At 51.0% G+C, this 26,977-nt stretch carries 11 protein-coding genes; 9 read left to right on the forward strand and 2 right to left on the reverse strand.

The features are described from left to right. The first annotated feature begins 131 nt into the window (after positions 1-131). On the forward strand, positions 132-449 hold the full coding sequence (locus tag ACOJUO_RS03410; protein WP_422138909.1) for a hypothetical protein: 318 nt from the start codon (positions 132-134) through the stop codon (positions 447-449). Positions 450-545: 96 nt separating this feature from the next. Here ACOJUO_RS03410 and ACOJUO_RS03415 read toward each other — a convergent pair whose 3' ends face one another. Beyond that, the gene (locus ACOJUO_RS03415) at positions 546-839 is read right to left on the reverse strand and encodes a type II toxin-antitoxin system RelE/ParE family toxin (RefSeq protein ID WP_422135354.1); all 294 of its coding nucleotides are present in this window, start codon (positions 837-839) and stop codon (positions 546-548) included. Beyond that, on the reverse strand, positions 836-1,114 hold the full coding sequence (locus ACOJUO_RS03420) for a CopG family ribbon-helix-helix protein (RefSeq protein ID WP_422135355.1): 279 nt from the start codon (positions 1,112-1,114) through the stop codon (positions 836-838). The genes ACOJUO_RS03415 and ACOJUO_RS03420 overlap by 4 nt, the downstream gene beginning before the upstream one ends. Before the next feature lie 339 nt (positions 1,115-1,453). Between ACOJUO_RS03420 and ACOJUO_RS03425 the strand changes: the two genes are divergently transcribed. The 8 genes from ACOJUO_RS03425 (at position 1,454) to ACOJUO_RS03460 (ending at position 26,951) form a co-directional block, all read left to right on the forward strand. Beyond that, positions 1,454-9,106 carry an AAA family ATPase gene (locus tag ACOJUO_RS03425; RefSeq protein WP_422138910.1) on the forward strand — a complete coding sequence of 2,551 codons (7,653 nt, stop codon included), beginning with the start codon at positions 1,454-1,456 and terminating at the stop codon, positions 9,104-9,106. A gap of 227 nt (positions 9,107-9,333) precedes the next feature. Continuing rightward, positions 9,334-9,582: a GIY-YIG nuclease family protein gene (locus tag ACOJUO_RS03430; protein ID WP_422138911.1), complete on the forward strand. Its 249-nt coding sequence runs from the start codon at positions 9,334-9,336 to the stop codon at positions 9,580-9,582. Next, on the forward strand, positions 9,579-10,040 hold the full coding sequence (locus ACOJUO_RS03435; RefSeq protein ID WP_422138912.1) for a hypothetical protein: 462 nt from the start codon (positions 9,579-9,581) through the stop codon (positions 10,038-10,040). The genes ACOJUO_RS03430 and ACOJUO_RS03435 overlap by 4 nt, the downstream gene beginning before the upstream one ends. 30 nt (positions 10,041-10,070) lie before the next feature. Continuing rightward, on the forward strand, positions 10,071-10,268 hold the full coding sequence (locus ACOJUO_RS03440; protein WP_422138913.1) for a hypothetical protein: 198 nt from the start codon (positions 10,071-10,073) through the stop codon (positions 10,266-10,268). A gap of 30 nt (positions 10,269-10,298) precedes the next feature. After that, positions 10,299-10,517: a hypothetical protein gene (locus tag ACOJUO_RS03445; RefSeq protein ID WP_422138914.1), complete on the forward strand. Its 219-nt coding sequence runs from the start codon at positions 10,299-10,301 to the stop codon at positions 10,515-10,517. Between the two features lie 30 nt (positions 10,518-10,547). Continuing rightward, the gene (locus ACOJUO_RS03450; protein WP_422138915.1) at positions 10,548-11,873 is read left to right on the forward strand and encodes a hypothetical protein; all 1,326 of its coding nucleotides are present in this window, start codon (positions 10,548-10,550) and stop codon (positions 11,871-11,873) included. Continuing rightward, on the forward strand, positions 11,854-19,368 hold the full coding sequence (locus ACOJUO_RS03455) for an AAA family ATPase (protein WP_422138916.1): 7,515 nt from the start codon (positions 11,854-11,856) through the stop codon (positions 19,366-19,368). The genes ACOJUO_RS03450 and ACOJUO_RS03455 overlap by 20 nt, the downstream gene beginning before the upstream one ends. Before the next feature lie 125 nt (positions 19,369-19,493). Continuing rightward, positions 19,494-26,951 carry an AAA family ATPase gene (locus ACOJUO_RS03460; protein ID WP_422138917.1) on the forward strand — a complete coding sequence of 2,486 codons (7,458 nt, stop codon included), beginning with the start codon at positions 19,494-19,496 and terminating at the stop codon, positions 26,949-26,951. The last annotated feature ends 26 nt before the right edge of the window (positions 26,952-26,977 follow it).

The following is a 26,977-nucleotide window of genomic DNA, read 5'->3' on the forward strand; positions in this document are numbered from 1 at the left end:
CTTTCAGGCCTTTGGGTCCCAGCGCAGGAACCCATACCCATCTCGCGCTGCAGAGTAGGCTTTTCAGGGGAGGTATGCATTCCCACGCAGAAGCGAGGGTGTTGCAAAACTCTCTCCGGCGTGGGAACGCGTTGACTCCCGTCATTGCCGGCTTCATTCTCGTCATTCCCGCGAAGGCGGGAATCCACACTGACTCTCCACCAGAACCATACTGCCCGGTGTCCCCCTGGCCTTGTCATCCCCGAGAAGGCAGAGATCCACCTTTGGCGCTGGATTCCCGCCTTCGCGGGAATGACGGGAATGAAATCGGGAATGACGGGAATGAAATCGGGAATGACGGGAATGAAATCGGGAATGACGAGAATGAAGTTGGGAATGACGGGGGTGAAGGCGGGAACCAGAGTTTTGCGACAGCCTCAGAGCGAGGGAACGGGATGGCTGCAAGTTGACACTTTCGGAGTAAATCGTGCGGCGGATGTTTTGAGATCACCTCGTTCCCAAGCTGTAGAGAGTTTTGCGACACCCTCTTTACGGCGGGGAGGATGTCAAGTACAGCCACCATTGTCGGATTGCCACAGTCTGGAAGTATGTACCAATGCCAGTACCCAGACTGTATCAGCCGCTATTTCATAAACAAGCCGATAGTGCTCATGCGGGATCAGTTCACGTGTCCCTGATATTTTCCCCCGATGGCCAGACATCGGATGAGTGCCCAGAATTTCGGCGGCTTCACTGAATCGTTCATCCATATCTATCGCCGCTTGCGAGTTTTTAGCAACCAAGTAATCCCAAATATCCATACGGTCTTGACTGGCTTCAGGTGTCCAAATTACTCTCATGAACGATTTGCTGCGTTTGCGCGAAGCGCTGCAAATTCCGCTTCAACTTCATGATTATCCCGACCATTACCGGCATTCATGGACTTTCTTCCTGCATTTACCTTGGCTTGCAAGTATTCATCATATTCGCGAGCTTTTTTTTGACGTTCAATAAATTCTCTCATTAGCTCCCTGACTACCTGCGATGCAGGCCGGTGAATAGCCTCGCTTTCTGCAATGAAATCAGCTCTGAGCTCAGAATCAATTTTCATGGTGAAAACAGATTGTTTTGACATGGGCAACTCTCACTTTGTTTGATACTAACAAAGTATATATTATGTATTTACCATGAACGCAATTTTTGACGTCTTTTAAAGCAGGTTTAAAACGCCAGCAACACCCTGATGCTCAAACCCCGTGAGCTGACAAAAATTGCCAAGAGTTTTTGCACAGTGTGAATTTGAATTCGCTTTGTGAGTCACTGAATACTTGTTAATTGTTTGGTCATAATGCATTTTTCGAGACCAGTGATTTCCTTTACTGGTTTCGGGTAACCCTCCAAATAGAACTTTTCTCCTGTCTGAAGGTCAAACGATTAAACAAATTCAAGCAGTCCTCCGGGAGAAAGATTGATTATGGATGGTCAGATTGGTAGAGAAATCAACAAACCCGTTCCGGGTAGTGACGTGCCAGCCAAGAGGCCAAGGCTGGATTTGGACTTATCGCCTACGGTTAAAGCTGTTTGCACTGATTTCAGTGACCAACTTAATCTATCGTCATCTCAGATTATGACGCCTGACAAGGCGAGAGCTGTAGCCTCACAAAAGTCCCCTCATGCCTTCGATTTTCGTTTTGTCGCCAATGATAATGAGGTTCGACAGCTTTTGGTTGCCCAAACCTGCGATGCGCATCGCGATGTCACACTTATTTCCCACCCCGATGACCTCTCACAGGCCAGCCTGGTGAACCGGTTGTGCATTTCCGACGATGGTCGCCACACTCTGGGTTCAGGCAAGTTGTTTGAAGGTTCAAAGCCATTCACCCTGGTAATGGATATCCGAAAGCTCACCAGCGATGAACTGCCTAAATTTAACGATCTTCTGGACCCGGATAACCCTTGTTTGTATGACGCAGTCAGCCAGACGAAACGCACTCTGGGCGAGCATGTTTCTCTATTGGTCGTGGCAGGTCCTGAACAGTTGGCATCGGTAGGCCAGCGTGACGACGCACCGGGAGCTGACTTCTGGCGACGAATTAATCGACCGGACAATACCTGGCAATTTGACGCAAAAACCAGCAATGAGCCATCGATGAAAATCGACGCGGTTCCTCCGGTATTGGCTGAACTCCCTCCTGCCGAAAGCGCTATAGACGACAATACCCTTCTTATTGACTGCCACTTACACTGCAACTGGCGGCAGTTGCTGCTGGGTGGCCCCGGGGTGGATCAACAGGGCCGAATCCGGCACATCCCCGGCAGGCTTGAGTCATTAAGGGCTGGACAACGGGTGATTCTGAAAGGGGCCGACTGGCAGGATCTGGCCTTTGAACAGACGATTCGGCAAATGCTGGCGCAACAATGCTTTGAGAGCAATGGGAAGATCTGTCCATTACCCGACGATGTTCAGTTTTATCAGGTGCCGGTGGGGAAGGACGAGCTTCATTCACTGTTCCAAAGTCTGTCCTGCTCTGATCATTCATCAGAAAATCCGATCATCATTAACCAGAGTAACCTCAACGATTGGCTGAGCCCGATTGCCATTACCCCGGCAGGCTATGCCGTGCCTAACACCCGTCTGTTGGAACAGGTTCAGGCGGGTGGGACAGTCACCCTAACCTCTCCCCTCACTGAGGCACTCTGGTTTCGTTTGCTGGGTTCACTGCAGACAATTCATGAGACAACCGGTCTGGAGCCGCGACTTCAGGTGGCTCATTCGCAGCAGCAGCCGGAAGCGCTGGGATTAGCAGAAAACGATGAGGGTCCTCTGTCCGAAAGCCCTCAGTTACAGAAAAAAGTCAGAGATCAGGATAATTTTGAGGCAGTCACTTATCGGCAACCTGCCCAGGCCAGTCATTGGATCAACCGTCACCGTGGGACAGCTCTGGTCATCCAGATCAATGAACAGACCGGCTTCAGCCAGCTATTTGATAATATCCACATCACCTCGGAGCAAAAGGCCCATTTTGGACAACGTGAGAGTGGCTTGCAGAAAGCATTAACCGCTGGCAGGCCGGTGGTATTCCTGGGACTCGAAACTAATCCAACCCTTCAGCAGCTGCTGGAACCTCTGTTTGCTGGTCAGCCTCTGCTGGTGAATGGTCAATTACACGCCTACCCGCAGGCTCATATCACCCTGCTCTGGCCTGAGTCTGCCAAAAGCCCATCGCCAGTCTTTCGTTTGAAGCTTGCCACGGGTAAACCCTGCCCCGAAATCGATCTCTGGGATATCAATGCCGACCAGCATAATATCCCCCGGTCCCAGCTGCCAGAGCAAGCGCTTGATAAGCTTTACGGAGCGTTTGCAACCGTGCCAGACAAACTATCTAACCCTCTGCCTGAAATGACCGAAGGGTTGTTGCATAACCTGATACTGGCCGCCCGACGAGCACAGCAGGTTGACCACTCCCTGCAGCTTTTACCCCGCCACTGGCGCAAGGCTATCAATAGTGTCATCACCCATGGCACCCGGCAGAATCCGTCAGTACGTGATTTTATGAAATGGGCTTGCAGGCAGTTACTGCCGGATGAGGATCAGGCTGCCACAGCAGACCCGGATCAGTTAGCGGCCATCATCAACAGTACCCGGCAGTTGGATAGAGCGTTTGTGACGCGGAACCTGTGGTCACTGACCAGAGCCTTTGACCCGGCTGCATTTAATGAAACATTTTATCTGTCCTATGAAAAACCATTTTTTACGTGGGATAAAAAAGAAGTGTTCAACAGGCTCTGTGCCCTGATCGTGGCCCATGGGCCTGAAGCACAGCGACAGGCAATAGCGTACCAGTTGCAAGTCCCTTCGGAGGCAACAAGGCAATGTCCAGCGTTAGCCATCAGGCCATCAAGACAGATCAAACGTTTACAGGATGCACTGGCTTCTGGCTGGCAGTTAACTCTTCCATCAGGTCAGACCCGATCCGATGTTATTCAGGCCCTGGCCAGCGATTGTTTCCACATTGCCAGGGGAGAATATGTCACAGAGAATCCCGTCGCAGAACGCATTGAACGCATAGAAAATCGACTGTCTCAATCAATGCAATGGCCGGGTTCCACTGATCAACTCCTGTCAGCACTGGCCCATGATCTTTATCACGGCGAAACAGGTCAGAAGGATCGTGAAAGTCGTCGATTATCCCGACTCCATGACCGTCTTGCAGACTCTCCCGTTATCTTCCTTGAAGGGGAAACCGGCACCGGGAAAAGCTACTTTTCCGCCAAAATGGCAAAGGCTTCAGGACAGGCCAGGGTCATCTCCCTTGGACCTTCTGACAGCGAGCAGACCCTGATGAAACGCTGGCAGTGGCAAGAGCACGCTGACGGCGACCGCTCTATGACGCAGCAAAAACGGGCATTGATGGAATGGGCCGATACCGAATCCGACAAGGATGGAGAATATATAACCCTGGTGCTGGATGAGGCTAACCTGACCAAAGCCGGATTGCTGGCGTCATTGAACGGCTTGTGGGAACCGGAACCCTGCATTTATGTGAATGCTCATCCTGTCAAAGTCAGCGCAAAACACCGGGTAATCCTCACCGGCAACCCGGATCATTACTCCGGGCGCCAGCTTGACCCGGCGCTGAAGGAGAAACTGCCCAGAGCTTACTACCCTCGTCTGGACCAGGCTTTCCTTCGGGACAGAGTGGTGGAACCGGCGCTGGTCAATCAGTTACAACGGCATCTGACAGGACCTCAAATAAACAAAATTCTACCCGATGCTGCAGTGAGCGTGATGGCACTGTGGCAATATTATCAGGAACTGTTGCCCGAGCATGAGTTTACTCCCAGGGATTTGACCGATATCTGCAGTTGGGTGGGCTGGTATCTGGATCGTGCGTTATCCGAAGGAGAGAGTGCCAGCTGTGAGCAAATGAACAGTTTGATCCGGCAAAGTTTCCGGGATCTACTGGGTCCCGAAATCAGCGAGACTCAACAGGATGCCCTTTCAGCACTGGAAATCTGGTTTGCCGCCCGTTACCCACTGGACAACACCCTGCGCAACAAAGTTCATAACCACACCCTGCCAGATATTCAGCGGGACTTCGAAGCATTCACCAAAGAATTCCGACCTGAGTTTGATACCTCCGGATCAGCAGTCATTGAGCTGGTACAAGGGCTGGGACAGGATTTAAGTCGCTGTCAGCAGGCTAATCATCGCGAGATAAAACACGGCGGCCGTCAGGCGACCCTGATTCAGGGCCCGGCCGGGCGGGGTAAGGATGCGACGCTGAATCTGATGATCAACAGTGTCAAACAGCAGGCTGAGAAAAAGGGAGAAACCATGCCAGAGATATTTCTCCTGAATGCCTGTGATTGTTCCTGGGATAAAGTGTGTGAAGCGATCCGGAAAGCAAAAGTGGAAGGCGGCATCGTGGTGATTTCAGAAATGAACCTGATCGACAGCCAGCATCTGGAAGGTGAGTTGAACGATATTCTGGCCGGCGATGCTCATCCGGGCTTCCACCTGTTCGCCACCATCAACCCGCCAGAATACAGCGGGCGAAAACCCTTATCACCGGCGTTGAAAGGGCGTTTTCGACATTTGCCGATCCGCCAGTATAACTCGGCAGAATTGCAGAACATTGCCGGGAAAGTGTTGCCAGAGTCCTCAAAAGGGAAATTCGTCGCTAAAAAGCTAACAGAAAAACATTGTCTTTTAAGGGCCTGCCTGCAACGGAAAAACCTGCCGTTACAGCCAACCAGTCGCGATTTACAGAATGTCGCCATGGCTGTTAAGAGAGGAGGCGATTATACCGAAAAAGCCGTTCATCAATGCCTCAATCAGCACTACCGGCTTTATCTGATGGCCGCCAACCTATCACTGGACAAACTGCCCAGGTCAGCAACGCTTGCCATGGGTAAAAATGAGCTTGATTCCGGACTTTGCCAATGGTTCAACGAAAAGGTCCCCAGGATCGATCGCCCGTGGTTGATACGAGGCAGCGATCGCAACAGTATTGATGAAACAAACCATGAAATTTGTATCAACACTGATCTTTCTGTAGAGCAAACCAAAAAGGAAATCATTACGAGGGTGGCTCAGGTCAGGTGGCAGGCATCTGGTCTTTCCCTGAAGCCGAATGAGTCCGACGATATTCTCACCCGGGCACTGTACCGACACTGGCAGCGATGCTGGTTCGACCGTCTGTTTGACCAGACGGGCGTTGACGCTGCCAGCGTATTTCCCCTGACGGCAGAAGAGAAACAAACGCTGAAAATGACAGCTAACCAGCCTTATCTTCAGGCGGCTGATCAGCGGATAAGCGCGTGGAAAGACGATGAAGTTCAATGTTGGCCCGGGTTCTGGCTTCAGATCAGTGCTCTGCTGAATCATTTGACTGACGATTTTAGCAACCAGGCATCAGCTGTTGGCGGTGATAAGGCTCCCGCAGAAGACATGCCACAAGTCCACGAGGTACAGGCTCCGGCATTGGGTCAGAGACCGAACCATGAGCCACAGCCTGCAAATAAAGCGCCTGAAAAATGCAATCCGCAAGCCCTTGTAGCTCAGACTCCGACATTGGACCATATCACTGACTATAAGAACCTGGGTGAGTTACGGCATATCGATTATATAATTTTTCATCAGAATTACCCTTCTATCGAGCTGTATCGATGGTGGGCAGAAGATATTTATGTGTCTCCTGAGGGCGAAGTCGAAGCGATCAGCATCAATGACAGACACATACAGGGGGCCGAAGTCATCATACCTGCCCTCTTACCAGAACATGAGCAGCCAGTGACATTAGCCAGCAAACAAACGCTGGGGACCTTTGACTGTTCACCGAGGAATGGTCGCTATACCTTGCCCAGCCTGAAGCCTGATGACTATATAGTGGCACTGCGCATAACACCCGAATTGCCATTTACCCTGGTCAGAGACCGATATACCGGGCTTCATACAGTGTTTGTTCCGGGGGCCAGAGCCAACCAGAGTATTCGATTTGCTTATGTCGTAGAATCCCGAAAACCAGACAAAAAAACTTCTACCGAAGAAGTCCGATCAAACGCATCAAACCGTCTTGACGCCCTCTGTTCCGCAGGTATGAAGGCAGTAATGAAAGGAGTGCTTGAGAACATTAGCCTGCAACCAACCGAAATACAGGAGCCCCTGCTAAGAATAAAAACAGCCAAAGACACGACGGAACGGATTAAGGCAATCAAGGACTATTGCACAGAGTTTTCCGGCGCTGCTGCACCCGGGCACAATCAAAATTTCTTTCACTTCCTCGTAACCCGGCGGCAGGGGAGCTGTCGTCATCGTGTACCTGTTTTTATTGCTTTTTGTCGTTATTTTGGGATTCCATGCCGACAAATGGTTAACAATGTCCACGCCTTTGCAGAGTATTCCACGGATAGCGGCCAAACCTGGACGTCAGCGGATTTGGGCGGGAGGCCTGGCGTAATAACAGAAATTCTGCCTGACTTCCAGCCCATCAAAAGGTTCTCTGGTTCTGGCACTGAGTTAAAGAAGAAAAGCAATCTCCTGCAGGGTCTTATGAAGAGTGCTGATCTGGCACAACAGCAAACCCTGGCCAAAGCCTGTGGCATAAGTCCTGAAGAACTGGACAAAGCTCTTGAGACAGGCTGTGAATTGCCTGCAGCCCATCTAAGCATTGCCAAAATGGTAGTGAACCTTTGGAACAGAAAAGATTTAACCGGTTTTTCCATGGGTGTCTTAATCCTGGAGTCGCTGGAGACAGAAGCATTGAGCTTTGAAGAGAAAGGTCTGGTCGGTCTTGTGTCTGACAGGGATTTAAATACCTACAGAAGACCGATGTCGGAGGCAGTCAAACAAATCTTGTCTGACAGTGATGAAGACCAGGTCACTGAACCACTCAGGATATTGCACTCAAAAATGATTGTTCAGGGCAAAGAAAACCCTATACATTGGTTGTTTTCAATGGTGAAAATTCTGATAAACAGTGACCTGACCAGGCCCCCGGTTATTGACTTTGCCCAAAAGGCTTTGACATCGGGTTGGCTGGATAGTGTGCCGACCTTTTTTAGAAATCATGCAGATTTCCGTGAGCACCATGAGCTATTAGTGCGTCTGCAAGGTATCGATGAAATGAAGGTTGCAGCCGACCAATGCCTGAAAAAGTTCTATAGGGTATTTCTGTCCAGAGAAAAAAATTGCGGGCTATGGCAGCGGGCTTATGAAAACCCCCGGTGGGGAAAAGTCAGGACCTCGCTGGTCTCTCATTGTCATGATGGTTTTTCACGATCTCTGGAAGATCAAATTATCAGCTCATCTGTAAAAAAAGACTGGACGGACGAACCTGAGGGCGTTCCATGTATAGATCGGATGCTGCTGCGCCATCCTGCCTTTGTGAAGTCAATCTCGGGCAAGGCGAATCATCGTCCGGTGATTATCTTGGGGCAGCCTTCCTGGGGCAATTCCTGGGACGATACACTGTTAAATGAAAAGGTCGATGCCCTGTTACAACAACTCGCTGAGAACCGTCCAGACCTGAAGCATTTATTGGAAAGACTCAATCAAGTGCAGGCAACAGAAAAGCAACTCCAAAACACTCTTGCAGCGTTGCTAAGAGATCGCAACAAAGTCCCGGATCGTCTGCGAGATCGAACTCTGGAAGAAGAATATCAGAAAAAAAGGTCTGTTATCCTAAGCAGGTACGAAGCCATTCTGGAAACCCTTAAGCTTTCACTCAGGGAGAATGTTCTTGTGGGAAATTTACGAGACAACTGCAGGAAAGCGATTCAGCAGGCCTTCAGTCATTATCTCTATGGATTGACACACTCGAAAGGCGGTTGCTTAACCTATTGCTGGGCCGATGCTGATGTGGAGGGCTGGCAAAAACACAGCTATGGCGCTCATGCCCCATCCTCACCAGAAGAGCTGCATGCCATGATGCTTGAAATAAAGAGCTCTTCCGAGTTTCAGGAATCTGTTAAGGATAACTACTTGCGTCAGGCACACAACGCCAATAACGCACTGGTACTCAAATCCGATGAGATGAGCACCATCGCCGAAGAGTTTTTGCACAGCGTGAATTTGAATTCGCTTTGTGACGCATTGCGTGAACAGGTAGTAGCCGGATCGTGATGAGTTTTCGAGACCGGTGATTTCTTTTAATGGTTTCGGGTAGCCCTGCAAACTCTGTGAGAGACAATTTCGTAACGAATCTTGATATAAAAGGGAGAGTGGGCACTCGCCAGCAAACTGCAAGCTTATTAACTCAAGCTGAATGGTTCCCGCCTTTGAGAGAATGACGATCGAAGGAGTATCAATGCTTAAGCAGCCTTGCGTTTACATACTTGCCAGCAAGAGAAATGGAAGTACTGTATATTGGTGTAACCAGTCACCTGATTCAGAGGATATGGCAACACAAAAACAACCTGGCTCCTGGTTTTACAGCAGAATATAGCGTTCACAAGCTGGTTTACTTTGAGCAGCATGAAACGATGGAGTCGGCCATTATCCGCGAAAAACAGCTGAAGAAATGGAATCGCCAGTGGAAGATTAATTTGATTGAAAAAGAAAACCTACAATGGAATGACCTGTGGGATAATATTCAGTGACCGCTTGCAAAATCCCCCCCCCGAGTTTTACCTCCACTATTCCCAGCTTCACTCCCGTCATTCCCAGCTTCACTCCCGTCATTCCCATCTTCACTCCCGTCATTCCCATCTTCACTCCCGTCATTCCCATCTTCACTCCCGTCATTCCCGCGAAGGCGGGAATCCAAACTGACTCACCACCAGAACCATACTGCCCGGTGACTTCCTGGCCTTGTCATGCCGGAGAAGTCGGTGACCCTATGTTGGCGCTGGATTCCCGCCTTCGCGGGAATGACGACCACATACTCTTTCCCGTCTTCACTCCCGTCATTCCCAGCTTCACTCCCGTCATTCCCAGCTTCACTCCCGTCATTCCCAGCTTCACTCCCGTCATTCCCATCTTCACTCCCGTCATTCCCGCGAAGGCGGGAATCCAAACTGACTCACCACCAGAACCATACTGCCCGGTGACTCCCTGACCTTGTCATGCCGGAGAAGTCGGTGACCCTATGTTGGCGCTGGATTCCCGCCTTCGCGGGAATGACGACCACATACTCTTTCCCGTCTTCACTCCCGTCACTCCCAGCTTCACTCCCGTCACTCCCAGCATCACTCCCGTCATTCCCAGCTTCACTCCCGTCATTCCCGCGAAGGCGGGAATCCAAACTGACTCACCACCAGAACCATACTGCCCGGTGACTCCCTGACCTTGTCATGCCGGAGAAGTCGGTGACCCTATGTTGGCGCTGGATTCCCGCCTTCGCGGGAATGACGACCACATACTCTTTCCCGTCTTCACTCCCGTCATTCCCAGCTTCACTCCCGTCATTCCCTTCTTCACTCCCGTCATTCCCAGCTTCACTCCCGTCATTCCCAGCTTCACTCCCGTCATTCCCGCGAAGGCGGGAATCCAAACTGACTCACCACCAGAACCATACTGCCCGGTGACTCCCTGACCTTGTCATGCCGGAGAAGTCGGTGACCCTATGTTGGCGCTGGATTCCCGCCTTCGCGGGAATGACGACCACATACTCTTTCCCGTCTTCACTCCCTTCACTCCCAGCTTCACTCCCGTCACTCCCAGCATCACTCCCGTCATTCCCAGCTTCACTCCCGTCATTCCCGCGAAGGCGGGAATCCAAACTGACTCACCACCAGAACCATACTGCCCGGTGACTCCCTGGCCTTGTCATGCCGGAGAAGTCGGTGACCCTATGTTGGCGCTGGATTCCCGCCTTCGCGGGAATGACGACCACATACTCTTTCCCGTCTTCACTCCCGTCATTCCCGTCTTCACTCCCGTCATTCCCTTCTTCACTCCCGTCATTCCCATCTTCACTCCCGTCATTCCCAGCTTCACTCCCGTCATTCCCTTCTTCACTCCCGTAATTCCCGCGAAGGCGGGAATCCAAACTGACTCACCACCAGAACCATACTGCCCGGTGACTCCCTGGCCTTGTCATGCCGGAGAAGTCGGTGACCCTATGTTGGCGCTGGATTCCCGCCTTCGCGGGAATGACGACCACATACTCTTTCCCGTCTTCACTCCCGTCATTCCCAGCTTCACTCCCGTCATTCCCAGCTTCACTCCCGTCATTCCCGCGAAGGCGGGAATCCAAACTGACTCACCACCAGAACCATACTGCCCGGTGACTCCCTGGCCTTGTCATGCCGGAGAAGTCGGTGACCCTATGTTGGCGCTGGATTCCCGCCTTCGCGGGAATGACGACCACATACTCTTTCCCGTCTTCACTCCCGTCACTCCCAGCTTCACTCCCGTCATTCCCAGCTTCACTCCCGTCATTCCCAGCTTCACTCCCGTCACTCCCAGCTTCACTCCCGTCACTCCCAGCTTCACTCCCGTCATTCCCATCTTCACTCCCGTCATTCCCGCGAAGGCGGGAATCCAAACTGACTCACCACCAGAACCATACTGCCCGGTGACTCCCTGGCCTTGTCATGCCGGAGAAGTCGGTGACCCTATGTTGGCGCTGGATTCCCGCCTTCGCGGGAATGACGACCACATACTCTTTCCCGTCTTCACTCCCGTCATTCCCTTCTTCACTCCCGTCATTCCCAGCTTCACTCCCGTCATTCCCATCTTCACTCCCGTCATTCCCGCGAAGGCGGGAATCCAAACTGACTCACCACCAGAACCATACTGCCCGGTGCCCCCTCTAGCCTTGTCATCCCCGAGTGTCCCCTACAGAGCCCTGCAAATAGAACTTTTCTCCTGTCTGAAGGTCAAACAACAAAACAACTTCAAGCAGTCCTTAGAGAGAGAGATTGATTATGGATGGCCAGATTGGTGAAAAAACAGACAGCTCTGCTCTTAAGAGATACGTGCCTGATGGACATTTGCCAGCCAAGCCATCATCGGAGGAAAAAGAAAAGGGCATAGAAATCTGCTACCAGGTGACGTCCAAACTAAAGACATCGCCCTCTCCGTTGGCAATGCCTGACAAAGCGAGAACCGTATCCTCAACGGATTCCTCACTGCAAAAAAATCCTCATGCCTTCGATTTTCGTTTTGTCGCCCATGATGATGAAGTTCGACAGCTTTTAATTGCCCAGACCGGCGATGAACATCAGGATGTCACCCTCATTTCTCACCCCGATGACCTTTCACAGGCTAATCTGGTGACCCGGTTGAGCATTTCCGGCGACGGTCGCCAGACTCTGCGTTCAGGCAAGCTGTTTGAGGCTTCACAGCCATTAACCCTGGTGATAGATATCCGAAAACTCAGCAGCGATGAGCTACCAAAATTTAACGACCTGCTGGACCCGGATAACCCCTGTCTGTATGACAAAGTCAGTCAGCAGAAACGCCCTCTGGGACCCCATGTTTCTCTGCTGGTCCTGGCAGACCCTGGGCAATTGGCGGCGGTTGGCCAGCATGGCGATGCGCCTGCGGGCAGCGCACCGGGTGCAGACTTCTGGCGGCGAATTAATCGACCGGACAATACCTGGCAGTTTGACACAAAAACCAGCAATGAGCCGTTGATGGAAACCGACGAGGTTCCTCCGCTATTGGCTGAATTCCCTTCTGCCGAAAGCGCTATAGACGGCAATACCCTTCTAATTGACTGCCACTTTCACAATAACTGGCGACAGTTGCTGCTGGGTGGCCCCGGAGTCGATAAACAGGGACGAATCCAGCACACCCCCGGCAGGCTTGAGTCATTAAGGGCTGGGCAACGGGTAATTCTGAAAGGGGCCGACTGGGAGGACCTGGCCTTTGAACAGACGATCCGACGAATGTTGGCGCAACAGCGTTTTGAGAGCAACGGGAAAGTCTGTCAGTTACCGGACGATGTTCAGTTTTATCAAATGCCGGTGGGGAATGACGAGCTTCATTCACTGTTCCAAAGCCTGTCCTGCTCTTTTGACAAACACGATGAGGAAGGACTTTCCCTCGACGCACCACGAAACCCGATCATCATTAACCAGAGCAATATCAGGGAATGGCTGAGCCCGATTGCCATTGCCCCGGAAGGTTATGCCGTCCCTAACAGCTGTCTTTTGGAACAGGTTCGGTCGGGAGGGATCGTCACCGTAACCTCTCCCCTCACTGAGGCACTCTGGTTTCGTTTGCTGGGTTCACTGCAGACCATTCGCGAAACGACCGGCATGGAGCCTCGGCTTCAGGTGGTCAATTCAAGGCAACAACCGGAAGCCCTGGGATTGACAGAAAATGATGAGTGCCCGCTCCCCGGGAGCCATCAGCAAGATAAAAAAGGCAGGAATCAGGCCGCTTTTAGTACCGTCACTTACCAGCATCATGCCCAGGTAAGTCAGTGGATAAAAGATCACCTGGAAGCCCCTTTGATCATTCAGGTTAATGACCAGACCAGCCTCAGCGAGCTATTTGATGAGATCCATATCGCCTCGGAACTAAAGGCCCATTTCAGGCGACGCCAGAGTCAATTGCAGCAGGCATTAACGGCTGGCAAGCCGGTTGTAATGCTGGGTCTCGAGGGTAACCCAAGCCTTCAGCAGCTGTTGGAGCCCCTGATTGTCGGGCAACCTCTGATGGTGAATGGCCAATTACAGGCCTACCCACAGGCTCATGTCACAATACTCTGGCCTGAGTCTGCGAACAGCCCATCTTCAGTATTCGCTTCGATGGTCGCCGCAGCCACCCCTTGTCCTGAGATCGATATCTGGGGTATCAATGTCCTCAGGCATAAAATCTCCCGGACTGAGCTGCCAGAACAAGCGCTTAATGAACTTTACGCAGCCTTCAGAACCGTACCTGCTGACCTTTGTAACCCTCTGCCTGAAATGACCGAAGGGTTATTGAATAACCTGATTCTGGCCGCCAGGCGAGCACAGCAGGTTGACCAGTCGCCACATCTCCTGCCCTGCCATTGGCGCAAGGCAATCAATAGCGTCATTACCCATGGCACCCGGCAGCACCCCTCCGTGCGAGATTTTATGAAAGTGGCCTGTTGGCAATTGTTACCGGATAAGACGCCGGATGAGGATCAAGCCGCCTCGGTAGATCCGGATCAATTAAATGACATCATTAGTAGCACCCTGCAGTTGGATAGAACGTTTGTCGAGCAGAACCTGTGGCCTCTGGCGAGAGCCTTTGACCCGGCAGTCTTTAATGGCGACTTACAGCTGTCCTTTGAAAATCCATTTCCGCAATGGTACGAAGAAGGAGTCCCGGACAGTTTCTGTGCCATGATCCTGGCCCATGCGCCTGAAGAAAAACAACAAGCAATGGCCTATCAGCTGGAAGTTGATCCGAAGGCAACGGAGCCCTGTCAATCGTTAGCCATCAGACCAACAAGACAGATTAAACGTTTACAGGATGCACTGGCCTCTGGCTGGCAATTAACTTTGCCATTGGGGCAGACCCGATCCGATGCCCTTCAGGCGCTGGCCAGCGATTGTTTTCACAGGGCCAGAACAGCGAATTCTGCCGCAGCAGGCATTGAACGCATAGAACATCGACTGGCTGAATCACTGAGATGGACGGGCTCCACTAATAAGCCTTTGTCAGCACTGGCCCAGGACCTATATCACGGCAAGATAAGTCAGAAGGATCGTGAAAGTCGTCGATTGTCGCGACTCCATGAACGATTTGCTGACTCTCCCGTTATATTCCTGCAGGGAGAAACCGGCACCGGGAAAAGTTACTTTTCTGCCAAAATGGCCAGGGCTACAGGACAGGCCAAGGTCATATCCCTTGGACCTTCCGACAGCGAACAGACCCTGATGAAATGCTGGCAGTGGCAACAACACGCCGACGGCGACCGTTCTATGGCGCAGCAAAACAGGGCGCTGATGGAATGGGCCAAGATCGAATCCGACAAAGACGACGAATACATAACACTGGTGTTGGATGAGGCCAACCTGGCCAAAACCGGATTACTGGCATCATTGAACGGCTTATGGGAACCGGAACCCTGTATTTATGTGAATGGTCATCCTGTCAAGGTCGGCCCGAAACACCGGGTGATTCTCACCGGCAACCCGGATCATTACGCCGGGCGGCAAATGGACCCGGCCCTGAAAGAGAAACTGCCAAGGGCTTACTACCCACGTCTGGACCGGGCTTTCCTTCGGGACAGAGTAGTGGAACCCGCTTTGCTCAGTCATTTGCAACGCCATCAAATAAACGACATTGCACACACTACCACCGGGAGCGTGATGGCTCTCTGGCAATATTATCAGGAACTGTTACCAGAACATGAGTTTACCCCCAGGGATTTAACGGATATCTGCAGCTGGGTGGGTTGGTATCTGGATCGTGCGCTGCCCACCGTTGCCCCTGTTACCTGTGAGCAAATAAACAGTTTGATCCAGCAGAGCTTTAGGGATCTTCTGGGTCCCGAGATCGCCGAGATTTATCAGGATAACTTGCTGGCACTGGAAATCTGGTTTGCTGCCCGCTACCAACTGGACAACACGCTGAGCGACAGAGTTCGTACACAGAACCTCAGGGATATACAGCAGCCCTTCATGCAATTCACTGAAAAAAACCGACCTGAGTTTGATACCTCCGGATCGGCAGTCAGTGAACTGGCGCAACAGCTTGGGCAGGATTTAAGCCGCTGTCAGCAGGCTTATCACCTCGACAGGAAACACGGCGGTCGTCAGGCGACACTGATTGCAGGCCCGGCTGGACGGGGTAAGGATGCCACGCTGAATCTGATGATTGAAAGTGTCAGACAGCAGGCAGAGCAACGGCAGGAATTGATGCCGGAGGTCTTTTACCTGAATGCCTGTGATTGTTCCTGGGAGAAAGTGTGTGAAGCGATCCAGAAGGCAAAAGTCAATGGCGGCATAGTAGTCATTTCGGAAATGAATCTGATCGACAGCCAGCATCTGGAAGGTGAGTTAAACGATATTCTGGCCGGTGACGCCCATCCGGGTTTCCACCTGTTCGCTACCATCAACCCGCCTGAGTACAGTGGCCGAAAACCCTTATCACCGGCACTCAAAGGACGTTTTCGACATTTGCCCATCCGGCAGTACATCCCGACCGAACTGCAGACCATTGCCCAGAAAGTGTTGCCACACAATGAGCAGGGGAAAAGCGTAGCTGAAGAGCTGACCCGGCAGCATTGTCGATTGAGGGCCTGCCTGCAAGAGAAAAAACTGCCGTTGCAGCCCACCAGCCTTGATTTACAGAATGTGGCGAAGGCCATTAACAGAGGGGGTGATTTTACCAAAACAAGACTTCATCAATACCTCAATCAGCACTACAGGCTTTACCTGATGGCAGCCAGAAGAACGCTGGAGCAACTGCCCGGGTCATCGGCTTTTGCCATGGCCAGAGGTAAGCTTGATACTGAGTTTTGCGAGTGGTTCAACCGAACGATACCGGGCATTGATCGCCCCTGGTTGATACAACGCAGCGATCACATCAGTATGGATGAAAAAAACCATGAAATTTTCTTTAACGCTCTTCAGACCGATGAGGAAACCAAAGCGGAAATCATCGACAGGGTAGCTCAGGCCAGATGGCAGGCATCCGGTCTTTCCCTGAAGCCGTATGAGTCAGCCGATATTCTTACCGGGGCAATATACCGTCACTGGCAGCAAAGCTGGTTTGATCGTGAGTTTGGCCAGACGGCTATAAACGCTAATCGTGTATTTCCCCTTACGGAAGAGCAGCAACAAACGCTGAAATTAACGGCTAACCAGCCTTACCTTCGGGAGGCTGATCGGCGGATAAGTGCATGGAACGCCAATCCCGTGCAACTATGGCCTGCATTTTGGCATCAGCTGAGTGATCTGCCGAGCCATCTGGCTGACCATTATGTTGACCAGGCGCGGGCTGCAAAAATCGACGAGGAACAGGCTCCGGCATTGGCTCAGAGCACGAGCCATGAGCCACAACCTGTTAACGAAGCCCTGACGACTGGCGATGATAACACTCCTGAAAAATACAATCCGGAAGACCACGAGGAAGAAGCTCTGGCATTGGACCGGAGAACAAGCTACGGGCAACGGGGTAAGTCACAGACTGACAATCATATAATTTTTAACAGGCCGGGCCTTCCTTCCAGAATGTATCGGTGGTGGGCAAAGGATATTTTTGTGTCTGCCGGGGGCGATATCAAATGGATCGATATTAATGATCGACACATGCAGGGGGCCGAAGTCCTGATACCGGACCTGTTACCAGAATCTGACCAGGAAGTGACATTAACCACAGATCAAACGCTGGCGACCTTTGAATGGTCATCGGACGATGGTCGATATGCATTGCCCAGCCTGACGCCTGACGACTATATCGTAGCCCTGCGCATAACACCCGAATTGCCATTTACCCTGGTCAGGGACCGATATACCGGGCTTCACACACTGACAGTTGCAGAAGCCGAAGCCAACCAGATAATTAAATTTGCTTATGTCGTAGAACCCAGGGAGCCTGGCATAAAAACATCCGCTGAAGAAGCCCTATCGGAACAATCAAAACGATTTGACGCCTACTGCTGCGAAGGTATGAAAACAGTGCTGGAAGAACCGTTTGTGGCCACTAAGGACCAATCTGAGGAATTAAAGCAGCTTTTGCAGACAGTGGAAAAAGCCAGAGACAACAGGCAACAAATCCAGGCAATCAAGGACTATTGTGAACAGTTTACCGGTGATTCTGTACCAGCGTACGGTGAAAATTTGTTTCGATTCCTGGTAACACAGCGGCAAGGCAGTTGTCGTCACCGTACGCCTGTTTTTGTCGCTCTTTGTCGTTATTTTGAGATTCCATGCCGACAAATTGTTAACTGCGATCACGCCTTTGCAGAGTATTCGCTGGACGGAGGCCAAACCTGGGAGTTCGTGGATTTGGGCGGGGAGCCTGTCGAGGCAACAGAAATCCTGCCTGACTTCCAGCCCACCCATTGGGCCAGTGGTTGTGGCACTGAGTCAAGGAGGATTAAGAATCTCCTGAAAGGGGCTGATTCGGCACAACAGCAGGCTTTGGCTGAAGCCTGTGGTATCAGCATTGAGGAGCTGAAGAAAGCTCTTGAAACAGGCGGTGCATTGCCAGTAACCGATGATCTGAGCCAAGCCCAAATAGTAAGGAAACTTTGGGAGAAAAAAGATTTAACCGGTTTTGCAACGGGTGTTTCACTATTAGAGTCGCTAGAGGCAGAAGCACTGGGCCCTGACGAGCAGGCATTGGTCGGTGATGTGCGTTACGGCCCTGGGTATACCTATAAACCGATGTCGGAAGCAGTAAAGCAAATATTGTCCGACAGTGACGAAGATCAGGTCACTGATCCACTCAGGTCATTGTATTCAAAAATGATTGTTCAGGGCAGAGCCAGCCCTCACCAGTGGATGAAATCAATAGTGGATATATTGGCAAAGAGTGATGAGGAAACCCCTTCGTTTATTCGCCTTGCCGATGAAGCACTGAAATCGGGTTGGCTTAATCCACTTCCGGACGATGAGAACCCTGTTACGATGACCAGAGAACATCATAATCTGTTGCTGACTCTGGAAAGAATCGATGAACTCAAGGTTAGAGCCGCCCACTGCCTGAAAATGTGGTACAGGAAATTATTGCCCAGAGGAAAGAGTAGCCAGGTATGGCCGCCGGTCTATGAAAGCTTCCAAAAGCAAAAAAATAACGCCTTCTTCATCACTCATTGTCATGATGGCAGTTCGTCACTCCTTGAAAAGAAAATTCTCGATCCATCTATGCAGATCGCCTGGACTGAGGTACCTGAGGGCATTCCGAATATAGAACGAATGTTGGTACATGATCCTGCGTTTGAGCAGTTAAAGTCGGGCAAGGTGAACCGCCGTCCGGTGATTATCTTGGGGAAACCTAACTGGGGCGACGGAGACATGTGTGAAAAGTATGAAGCCCTGTTTCAAAAAGTCAGCAACAGCCCTCGCATGAAGCAGTTCTTCGAAGATGGGAGGATAAATAACTTTTTTGCGACAGATACGCAATATAGCCTGAAAGATAAATGTCGGGAAGCGGTTGAGCAGGCCTTCTGTCATTATCTCTGTGACTTGACACTCTCGGAGGGTGGTCATTTAACGTATTGCTGGGGTAATGCACTCATCAACGGGTCGCATGATCCGGGCAGCTGCTATGGCTCTCGTGACCCATCCTCAGCCAAAGAGCTGTATGCCATGATGGATCGAATTGGAAGCTCTTTCGATTTTCAGTGTTTTGTTAAGGTTGACTACTTAAAGCAGGTTCAAAACGCCAGCACCGCCCTGGTGCTCAAACCCCACGAGCTGACAAAAATTGCCAAGGAGTTTTTGCACAGCGTGAATTTGAATTCGCTTTGTGACGCAGTGATGGACAAGGTAGTAGCCGGATCGTGATGAGTTATTCGAGACCAGTGATTTCCCTTTAATGGTTTCGGATAACCCTCCAATAGAACTTTTCTCCTGTCTGAAGGTCAAACGATTAAACAACTTCAAGCAGTCCTCCGGGAGAGAGATTGATTATGCATGGTCAGATAGGTGAAAAAACAGACAGTCCTGTTCCTGAGAGATACGTGCCTGATGGACGTGTGCCAGCCAAGCCATCATCGGAGGAAAAGGAAAAGGGCATAGAAATCTGCTACCAGGTGACGTGCAAACTGAAAACATCGCCCTCTTCGGTGGCAATGCCTGACAAAGCGAGAACCGTATCCTCAGCCGATTCCTCACTGCAAAAAAAACCTCACGCCTTCGATTTTCGTTTTGTCGCCAGTGATGATGAGGTCCGACAGCTTTTGGTTGCCCGAACCTGCGATGAACATCAGGATGTCACCCTCATTTCTCACCCCGATGACCTTTCACAGGCTAATCTGGTGACCCGGTTGAGCATTTCCGGGGAGGGTCGCCATACTCTGCATTCAGGCAAGCTCTTTGAAGGTTCAAAGCCATCAACCCTGGTGATAGATATCCGAAAACTCAGCAGCGAGGATTTACCCAAATTTAACGATCTGCTGGACCCGGACACCCCCTGTCTGTACGACAAAGTCAGCCAGAAGAAACGCCCTCTGGGTGAGCATGTTTCTGTGCTGGTTGTGGCAGACCCTAAACAGTTGGCATCGGTTGGCAAGCGTGACGAAGCTTCGCCGGTCGGCGCACCAGGCGCTGACTTTTGGCGGCGCATTAATCGGCCAGGTAATACCTGGCAGTTCGAAGCTCGAATCAGCAATCACCCGTCGATGACTGTCAACAAGGTTCCTCCGGTTTTGGCTGAACTCCCCTCCAGCGAAAGCACTATAGACGACAACACAATTTTAATTAACTGTCACTTGCACAGTCACTGGCGACAGTTACTGATGGGCGGTCCCGGAGTCGATAAACAGGGGCGAATCCAGCATATACCCGGCAGGCTTGAGTCTTTGAAAGCCGGACAACGGGTCATTCTGAAAGGAGCCGACTGGCAGGACCTGACTTTTGAGCAGACGATTCGACAGCTGTTGGCGCAACAGTGCTTTGAAAGCAATGGCAAGGTCTGTCCGTTACCCGACGATGTTCAGTTTTATCAAATGCCGGTTGGCAATGACGAGCTTTATTCACTGTTTCAAAGCCTCTCCTGCTCTGATAATGCACCAGGAAACCCAATCATTATTAACCAGAGTAATATCAGCGAATGGCTGAGCCCTACTGCCATTGCCCCGGAAGGCTATGCAACACCTAACACCTGTCTGTTGGAACAGGTTATGGCGGGGGGGGTCGTCACCGTAACCTCTCCCCTCACTGAGGCACTCTGGTTTCGTTTGCTCGGTTCACTGCAGACGATTCGCGACACAACCGGCCTGCAACCCAAACTTCAGGTGGCTCATTCGAAACAGCAGCCGGAAGCTCTGGGGTTGAATGAACACGACGAATGCCTTTTGTCCAGGCTACAAAATACAATCAGAGATACTGTCGCCGTTAATACCGCCACTTACCAGCAAAATGCCCAGGCAAATCACTGGATCAATCATCAGCCGGAAGCCCCTCTGGTCATTCAGGTCAATGAACAGACCGGCTTCAACCAGCTATTTGATAATATCCATATCGCCTCGGAACAAAAGGCCCATTTTGGACGAAGTCAAAGTAAGTTGCAGAAGGCATTGACTGCGGGTAAGCCTGTTGTGCTTCTGGGACTGGAGACTAATCCAGCGCTTCAGCAGCTTCTGGAACCCCTGATGGTTGGGCAACCTCTGTTGGTGAATGGTCAATTACAGGCCTACCCACAAGCTCGTGTCACACTACTCTGTCCTGAGTCTTTGAAAAGCTCATCTTCAGTATTTAATTCGCTGGTTTCCACAGGTAAGCCCTGTCCTGAAGTCGATCTTTGGGATATCAATGCCGACAGGCATGATATCTCCCGGACTGAATTGCCAGAACAAGCAATTTGCTCACTTTACGAAGCCTTTAAAACCGTACCTGGCGACCTTTGTAACCCTCTGCCTGAAATGACCGAAGGGTTATTGAATAACCTGATACTGGCTGCCCGGCGAGCACGGCAGACCGACCAGTCCCCACAACTCTTGCCCTGCCACTGGCGCAAGGCCATCAACAGTGTTATCACCCACGGCACCCGGCAGAATCCGTCAGTGCGTGATTTTATGAAAGTGGCTTGCTGGTACTTGTTACCGGACAAGGATCAAGCCGCCTCGGTAGACCCGGATCGGTTAAATGGCGTCATCAACAGTGCCCTGCGGCTGGATAGAGAGTTTGTGGAGCAGAACCCCTGGCAACTGGCCCGGGCCTTCGACCCGGCAGTGTTTAATGGCGACTTACAACTGTCCTATGACAATCCATTTCCAGAATGGGATGGACAAGGAGTCCCGGACAGTTTCTGCGCCATGATCCTGGCCCATGCTCCTGAAGAAAAACAACAGGCAATGGCGTATCAGTTGGCAGTCGATCCGGCGGCAGCAGAACAATATCAATCGTTAGTCATCAGGCCATCAAGACAGATCAAACGTCTGCAAGACGCACTGGCCTCTGGCTGGCTGTTGTCTTTGCCACTGGGGCAGACCCGATCCGATGCCATTCACGCTCTGGTCTGCGACTGCTTACACATTGCCAGGGGAGAATATGTCACAGAAAACCCTGACGCAGAACGCATTGAACGCATAGAAAATCGACTGTCTGATTCGCTACGGACGGGTTCTGCTTATAGGCCATTGTCAGCACTGGCCCAGGATCTTTATCACGGCAAGATGAGTCAGGAGGATCGTGAAAGCCGTCGATTATCCCGGCTCCATGACCGGTTTAAAGACTCTCCCGTTCTATTCCTTGAGGGAGAAACCGGCACCGGGAAAAGTTACTTTTCCGCCAAAATGGCAAGGGCTTCAGGACGGGCTGCGGTCATTTCTCTTGGACCTTCTGACAGCGAACAGACCCTGATGAAACGCTGGCAGTGGCAACAACACGCCGACGGCGACCGCTCGATGGTGCAGCAAAACCGGGCATTGATGGAATGGGCCAAAACTCCGTCCGACAAGGATGGACACTATGTCACCCTGGTTCTGGATGAAGCCAACCTGGCCAAAGCCGGATTGCTGGCATCATTGAACGGCCTCTGGGAACCGCAACCCTGCATTTACGTCAATGGCCATCCTGTCAGGGTCGGCCCGAAACACCGGGTGATTCTTACCGGCAACCCGGATCATTACTCCGGGCGCCAAATGGACCCGGCCCTGAAAGAGAAACTGCCCAGAGTTTACTACCCACGCCTGGATCAGGCATTCCTTCGGGACAGAGTGGTGGAACCGGCTCTGTTCAAGCATCTACAAGAGCACCTGCCGGAGCATCAAATAAACGACTTTGCAGACAGTGCCAGCAACAGTGTGATGGCACTCTGGCAATATTATCAGGAGCTGTTGCCAGAGCATGAGTTTACCCCCAGGGATTTAACGGATATCTGCAGTTGGGTGGGCTGGTATCTGGATCATGCCCTGCCCGCTCGCGGCACTGTGACCTGTGAGCAAATAAACAGTTTGATCCAACAAAGTTTTCGGGATGTACTGGGGCCTGAAATCACCGAGACTCAGCAGGATGCCCTGTCCGCACTGGAAATCTGGTTTGCTGCCCGTTACAAATCAGAGAACACCCTGAGCGACAGAGTTCGTAACAAGACCCTGTCAGATATTCAGCAGACCTTCAGCACAGTCAGCGAAAAAATCCGACCAGACTTTGATACCTCCGGATCGGCAGTCTGTGAGCTGGTGCAACGACTTGGACAGGATTTAAACCGCTGTCAGCAGGCTTATCATTTCATCAGGAAACACGGCGGTCGTCAGGCAACACTGATTGAAGGCCCGGCGGGACGAGGTAAAGATGCCACGCTGAACCTGGTGATTGAAGCTATTAAAAAGCAGGCTGAGCAACAGGATGAATACATGCCGGAAGTCTATCTTCTGAATGCCTGTGATTGTTCCTGGGACAAACTGTGTGAAAAGATCCAAAAGGCAAAAGTCGATGGCGGCATCGTGGTGATTTCAGAAATGAATCTGATCGACAGCCAGCACCTGGAAGGTGAGTTAAACGATATTCTGGCCGGTGACGCCCATCCGGGTTTCCACCTGTTTGCCACCATCAACCCGCCTGAGTACAGTGGGCGAAAACCCTTATCACCAGCGCTGAAAGGACGTTTTCGGCATTTGCCCATCCGGCAGTATAACCCGGCAGAATTACAGACCATTGCCGAAAAGCTGTTGCCAGAGTCCCCGGAATGGACATTCGTCGCTAAAAAGCTAACAGAAAAACATTGTCTTTTAAGGGCTTACCTGCAGCGCAAAAAACTGCCATTGCAACCCACCAGCCGTGATTTACAGAATGTCGCCAGGGCTGTCTTCAGAGGCGGCGATTTTACTGACAGAGCACTTCATCAATGCCTCCATCAACACTACCGGCTTTACCTGATGGCTGCCAACCTATCGCTGGATGAACTGCCCGAATCTTCGGCTCTTGCCCTTGATAAAGGTGAGCTTGATTCCGGCCTGTGCGAATGGTTCAACCGGACAGTACCGGACTTTGATCGTCCATGGCTGATTCGACGCAGTGATCACAACAGTGTTGATGAAAAAAACCACGAAATTTGTTTCAACACTCTTTTGAATGAAGAGGACGCCAAAAAGGAAATCATCAAGAGGGTAGCTCAGGCAAAATGGCAGGCATCCGGTCTATCCCTGAAGCCGGATGAGTCCGACGATACGCTCATCCAGGCACTATACCGACACTGGCAGCAACGCTGGTTTGATCGCCAGTTTGGCTGGGCAGGCGTAGACGGCAATAGTGTTTTTCCCATGACGGAAGAACAGAAACAAACGCTGAGACTATCGGCTTGCCAGCCTTACCTTCAGGAGGCTGATCGGCAGATAAGTGCATGGAACGCTCCTGACCTTCAAGGGTGGTCTGCATTTTGGAACCAGCTAAGTGATCTGACGAATCATCTGGTAGACAATTTTATTAACGACGCATCACAAGACATACCACAAGTCCATGACCAACAGGCTCCGGCATTGGCTCAGGGAACCGACCAAGAGCCACAACCTCTAAACCGGGCGTTGACTATTGACGGTGATAAGGCTCCTGAAAAATACCTCCCGGAAGACCGTGAGGAAAAGGCTCCGGCATTAGACCGGAAAACGAACTATGAGGCTCTGCAAAAGCCACAAATTTACCGCTATATAATTTTTGATTTGCCGAACCATTTTCCCGGGATTTATCGATGGTGGGCAAAGGATATTTATGTATCTGCTGAGGGTGAAATCAAAAGGATCAATATTAGTCATCAGTTCATACAGGGGGCCGAAGTCCTCATACCTGCCCGGTTGCCAGAACAGGATCAGGAACTGATATTAGCCAGCGATCAAACCCTGGCAACCCTGGACATCTCATCCAACAATGGTCAATTTGCATTGCCCAGCCTGACAGTTAACGACTATATCGTGGCCCTGCGAACAGAACCCCATTTGCCATTCACCCTCATCAGGGATCGATACACCGGGCTTCACATACTCTCTGCTCCAGAGGCCAAAGCCAACCAGAGTATCCGATTTGCTTATGTTGTAGAACACAGAAAAGCGGACCAAAAAACACCTGCCGGAAAAGCCCGCCGCGAACGATCAACAGGTTTTGACAGCCACTGTTCAGAAGGTATGAAAACAGTACTCAAGGGACTGCTTGAGAACATTGACCAACAACTACCCGAAATACAACTGCCTTTGCAGAGAATAAAAAGCGCTGAAAACACGAGACAACGCATTGATGCAATCGGGGACTATTGCCGAGAGTTTTCCGGTGCAGCTATGCCAGAGCAAAGTGGCAATTTTTTGCACTTCCTCATAACACAGCGGCAAGGCAGCTGTCGTCATCGTGTGCCTGTTTTTATCGCTTTTTGTCGTTATTTTGGTATTCCATGTCGGCAAATATCTAACCGTACCCATGCCTTTGCAGAGTGTTCTGTGGATGGTGGTCAAACCTGGGAGTCAGTAGATTTGGGCGGGTCGCCTGTCGAGGCAACACAAACCCTGTCTTTCTTCCAGCCCAACAGAAGGGTCAGCGGTTCTGGTTCTGAGTCGAAGAAGATCGGTGATCTCCTGAAAGAGGCTGATTCAGCACAACGGCAAGCTTTGGCTGAGGCCATGGGTATGGGCCTTGAGGAATTGAACAACGTCCTTGAGACAGGCAGTGCATTGCCAGCAACGAACCTGAGCACTTACAACACGGTATTGAATCTCTGGGCGAGAGGAGATTTAACCGGTTTTGCCATGGGTGTCTCAATATTACTGGAGACAGAAACATTGGGCTATTTTGAGAGGAAATTGATCAGCGAACTGGATGACAGTAAAGGTCGTCACAGGCCAATGTCAGAGGCGGTCAAACAGATATTGCCCAAAAGTGATGAAAATCAGGTCACTGAACAACTCAGGTTACTGCACTCAAAAATGATAAATCAGGCTGGGGCCGACCCTGAAGACTGGTTGAATTCAATAACGCATATATTGAAAGAGAGTAACCTGAACAACCCTTCGGTTATTCACTTTGCCTATGAAGCCCTGAAATCGGGATGGCTGGATCCACTGCCGGACTATAAGAGCCTTGTTATGAAAGCCATTGAACATCATCGGCTTTTGGTGCGTCTGGAAGGCGTCGATGAACTGAAGGCCAGAGCCGCCCAGTGCCTGAAAATGTGGTACCGGCGATTATTGACCAGGGGAAAAAATAGCCTGGCATGGCAACGCAATTATAAACGCTTCCAACGGGAACATGGTGATACCTTGTTTGTCACTCATTGTCATGAAGGGTTTTCGCCACTGCTTGAAGAAAAATTGATCTGCTCATCCATAAAGACCGTCTGGACGGACGAACCTCAGGGCACTCCGAATATAGAAAAAATGTTGCTGCACCATCCTGCATTTGTGAAGTTAAACTCGGGCAAGGCAAACCACCGTCCGGTGATTATCGTGGGGCAACCTCACTGGTACGGCGATGTGCTCTATGAAAAGATCGAAGCTCTGATTCAAACAGCCGTTGAGAATAGCCTGAACTCGAAGCAACTGTCGCAAATAAACGAACTAGCCCACCTTGGGATATCTCCTGAGGATGCAGGCTTTTTGAGTGATTCAAAAGAGAGATACTTGCATGCGTTAATACAGGCCTTCAGTCTTTATCTTTACGGAGTGACACGCTCGAAAGGCGATTGTTTAACCTATTGTTGGGGCGGTGATGCCAACAGGCCGGAATATGGCGCTCATGACCCATCCTCACCAGAAGAGCTGTATGCCATGATGGCTTCTGTTTTCAGCTCTTATTCTTTTGAGAACTCTGTTAAGGATGACTACCTACGGCAGGCACTCAACACCAGTAATGCACTGATACTCAAACCCAATGAACTGACAAAAATTGCTGATGAATTTTTGAGCAATATGAATTTAAATTCGCTTTGTGAGTCATTAAGAATGTGATCATAGATGACTTCCTTCAATGGCAA

Source organism: Endozoicomonas sp. ALC020 (genome assembly GCF_049275935.1).
GTDB lineage: Bacteria > Pseudomonadota > Gammaproteobacteria > Pseudomonadales > Endozoicomonadaceae > Endozoicomonas_A.

Coding starts and splice junctions, on each gene's coding strand:
- ACOJUO_RS03445 (WP_422138914.1), top strand. CDS start 10,299: ATGTTGGCGCTGGATTCCCGCCTTCGCGGGAATGACGACCACATACTC.
- ACOJUO_RS03420 (WP_422135355.1), bottom strand. CDS start 1,114: ATGTCAAAACAATCTGTTTTCACCATGAAAATTGATTCTGAGCTCAGA.
- ACOJUO_RS03430 (WP_422138911.1), top strand. CDS start 9,334: ATGGAAGTACTGTATATTGGTGTAACCAGTCACCTGATTCAGAGGATA.
- ACOJUO_RS03440 (WP_422138913.1), top strand. CDS start 10,071: ATGTTGGCGCTGGATTCCCGCCTTCGCGGGAATGACGACCACATACTC.
- ACOJUO_RS03460 (WP_422138917.1), top strand. CDS start 19,494: ATGCATGGTCAGATAGGTGAAAAAACAGACAGTCCTGTTCCTGAGAGA.
- ACOJUO_RS03415 (WP_422135354.1), bottom strand. CDS start 839: ATGAGAGTAATTTGGACACCTGAAGCCAGTCAAGACCGTATGGATATT.
- ACOJUO_RS03455 (WP_422138916.1), top strand. CDS start 11,854: ATGGATGGCCAGATTGGTGAAAAAACAGACAGCTCTGCTCTTAAGAGA.
- ACOJUO_RS03450 (WP_422138915.1), top strand. CDS start 10,548: ATGTTGGCGCTGGATTCCCGCCTTCGCGGGAATGACGACCACATACTC.
- ACOJUO_RS03425 (WP_422138910.1), top strand. CDS start 1,454: ATGGATGGTCAGATTGGTAGAGAAATCAACAAACCCGTTCCGGGTAGT.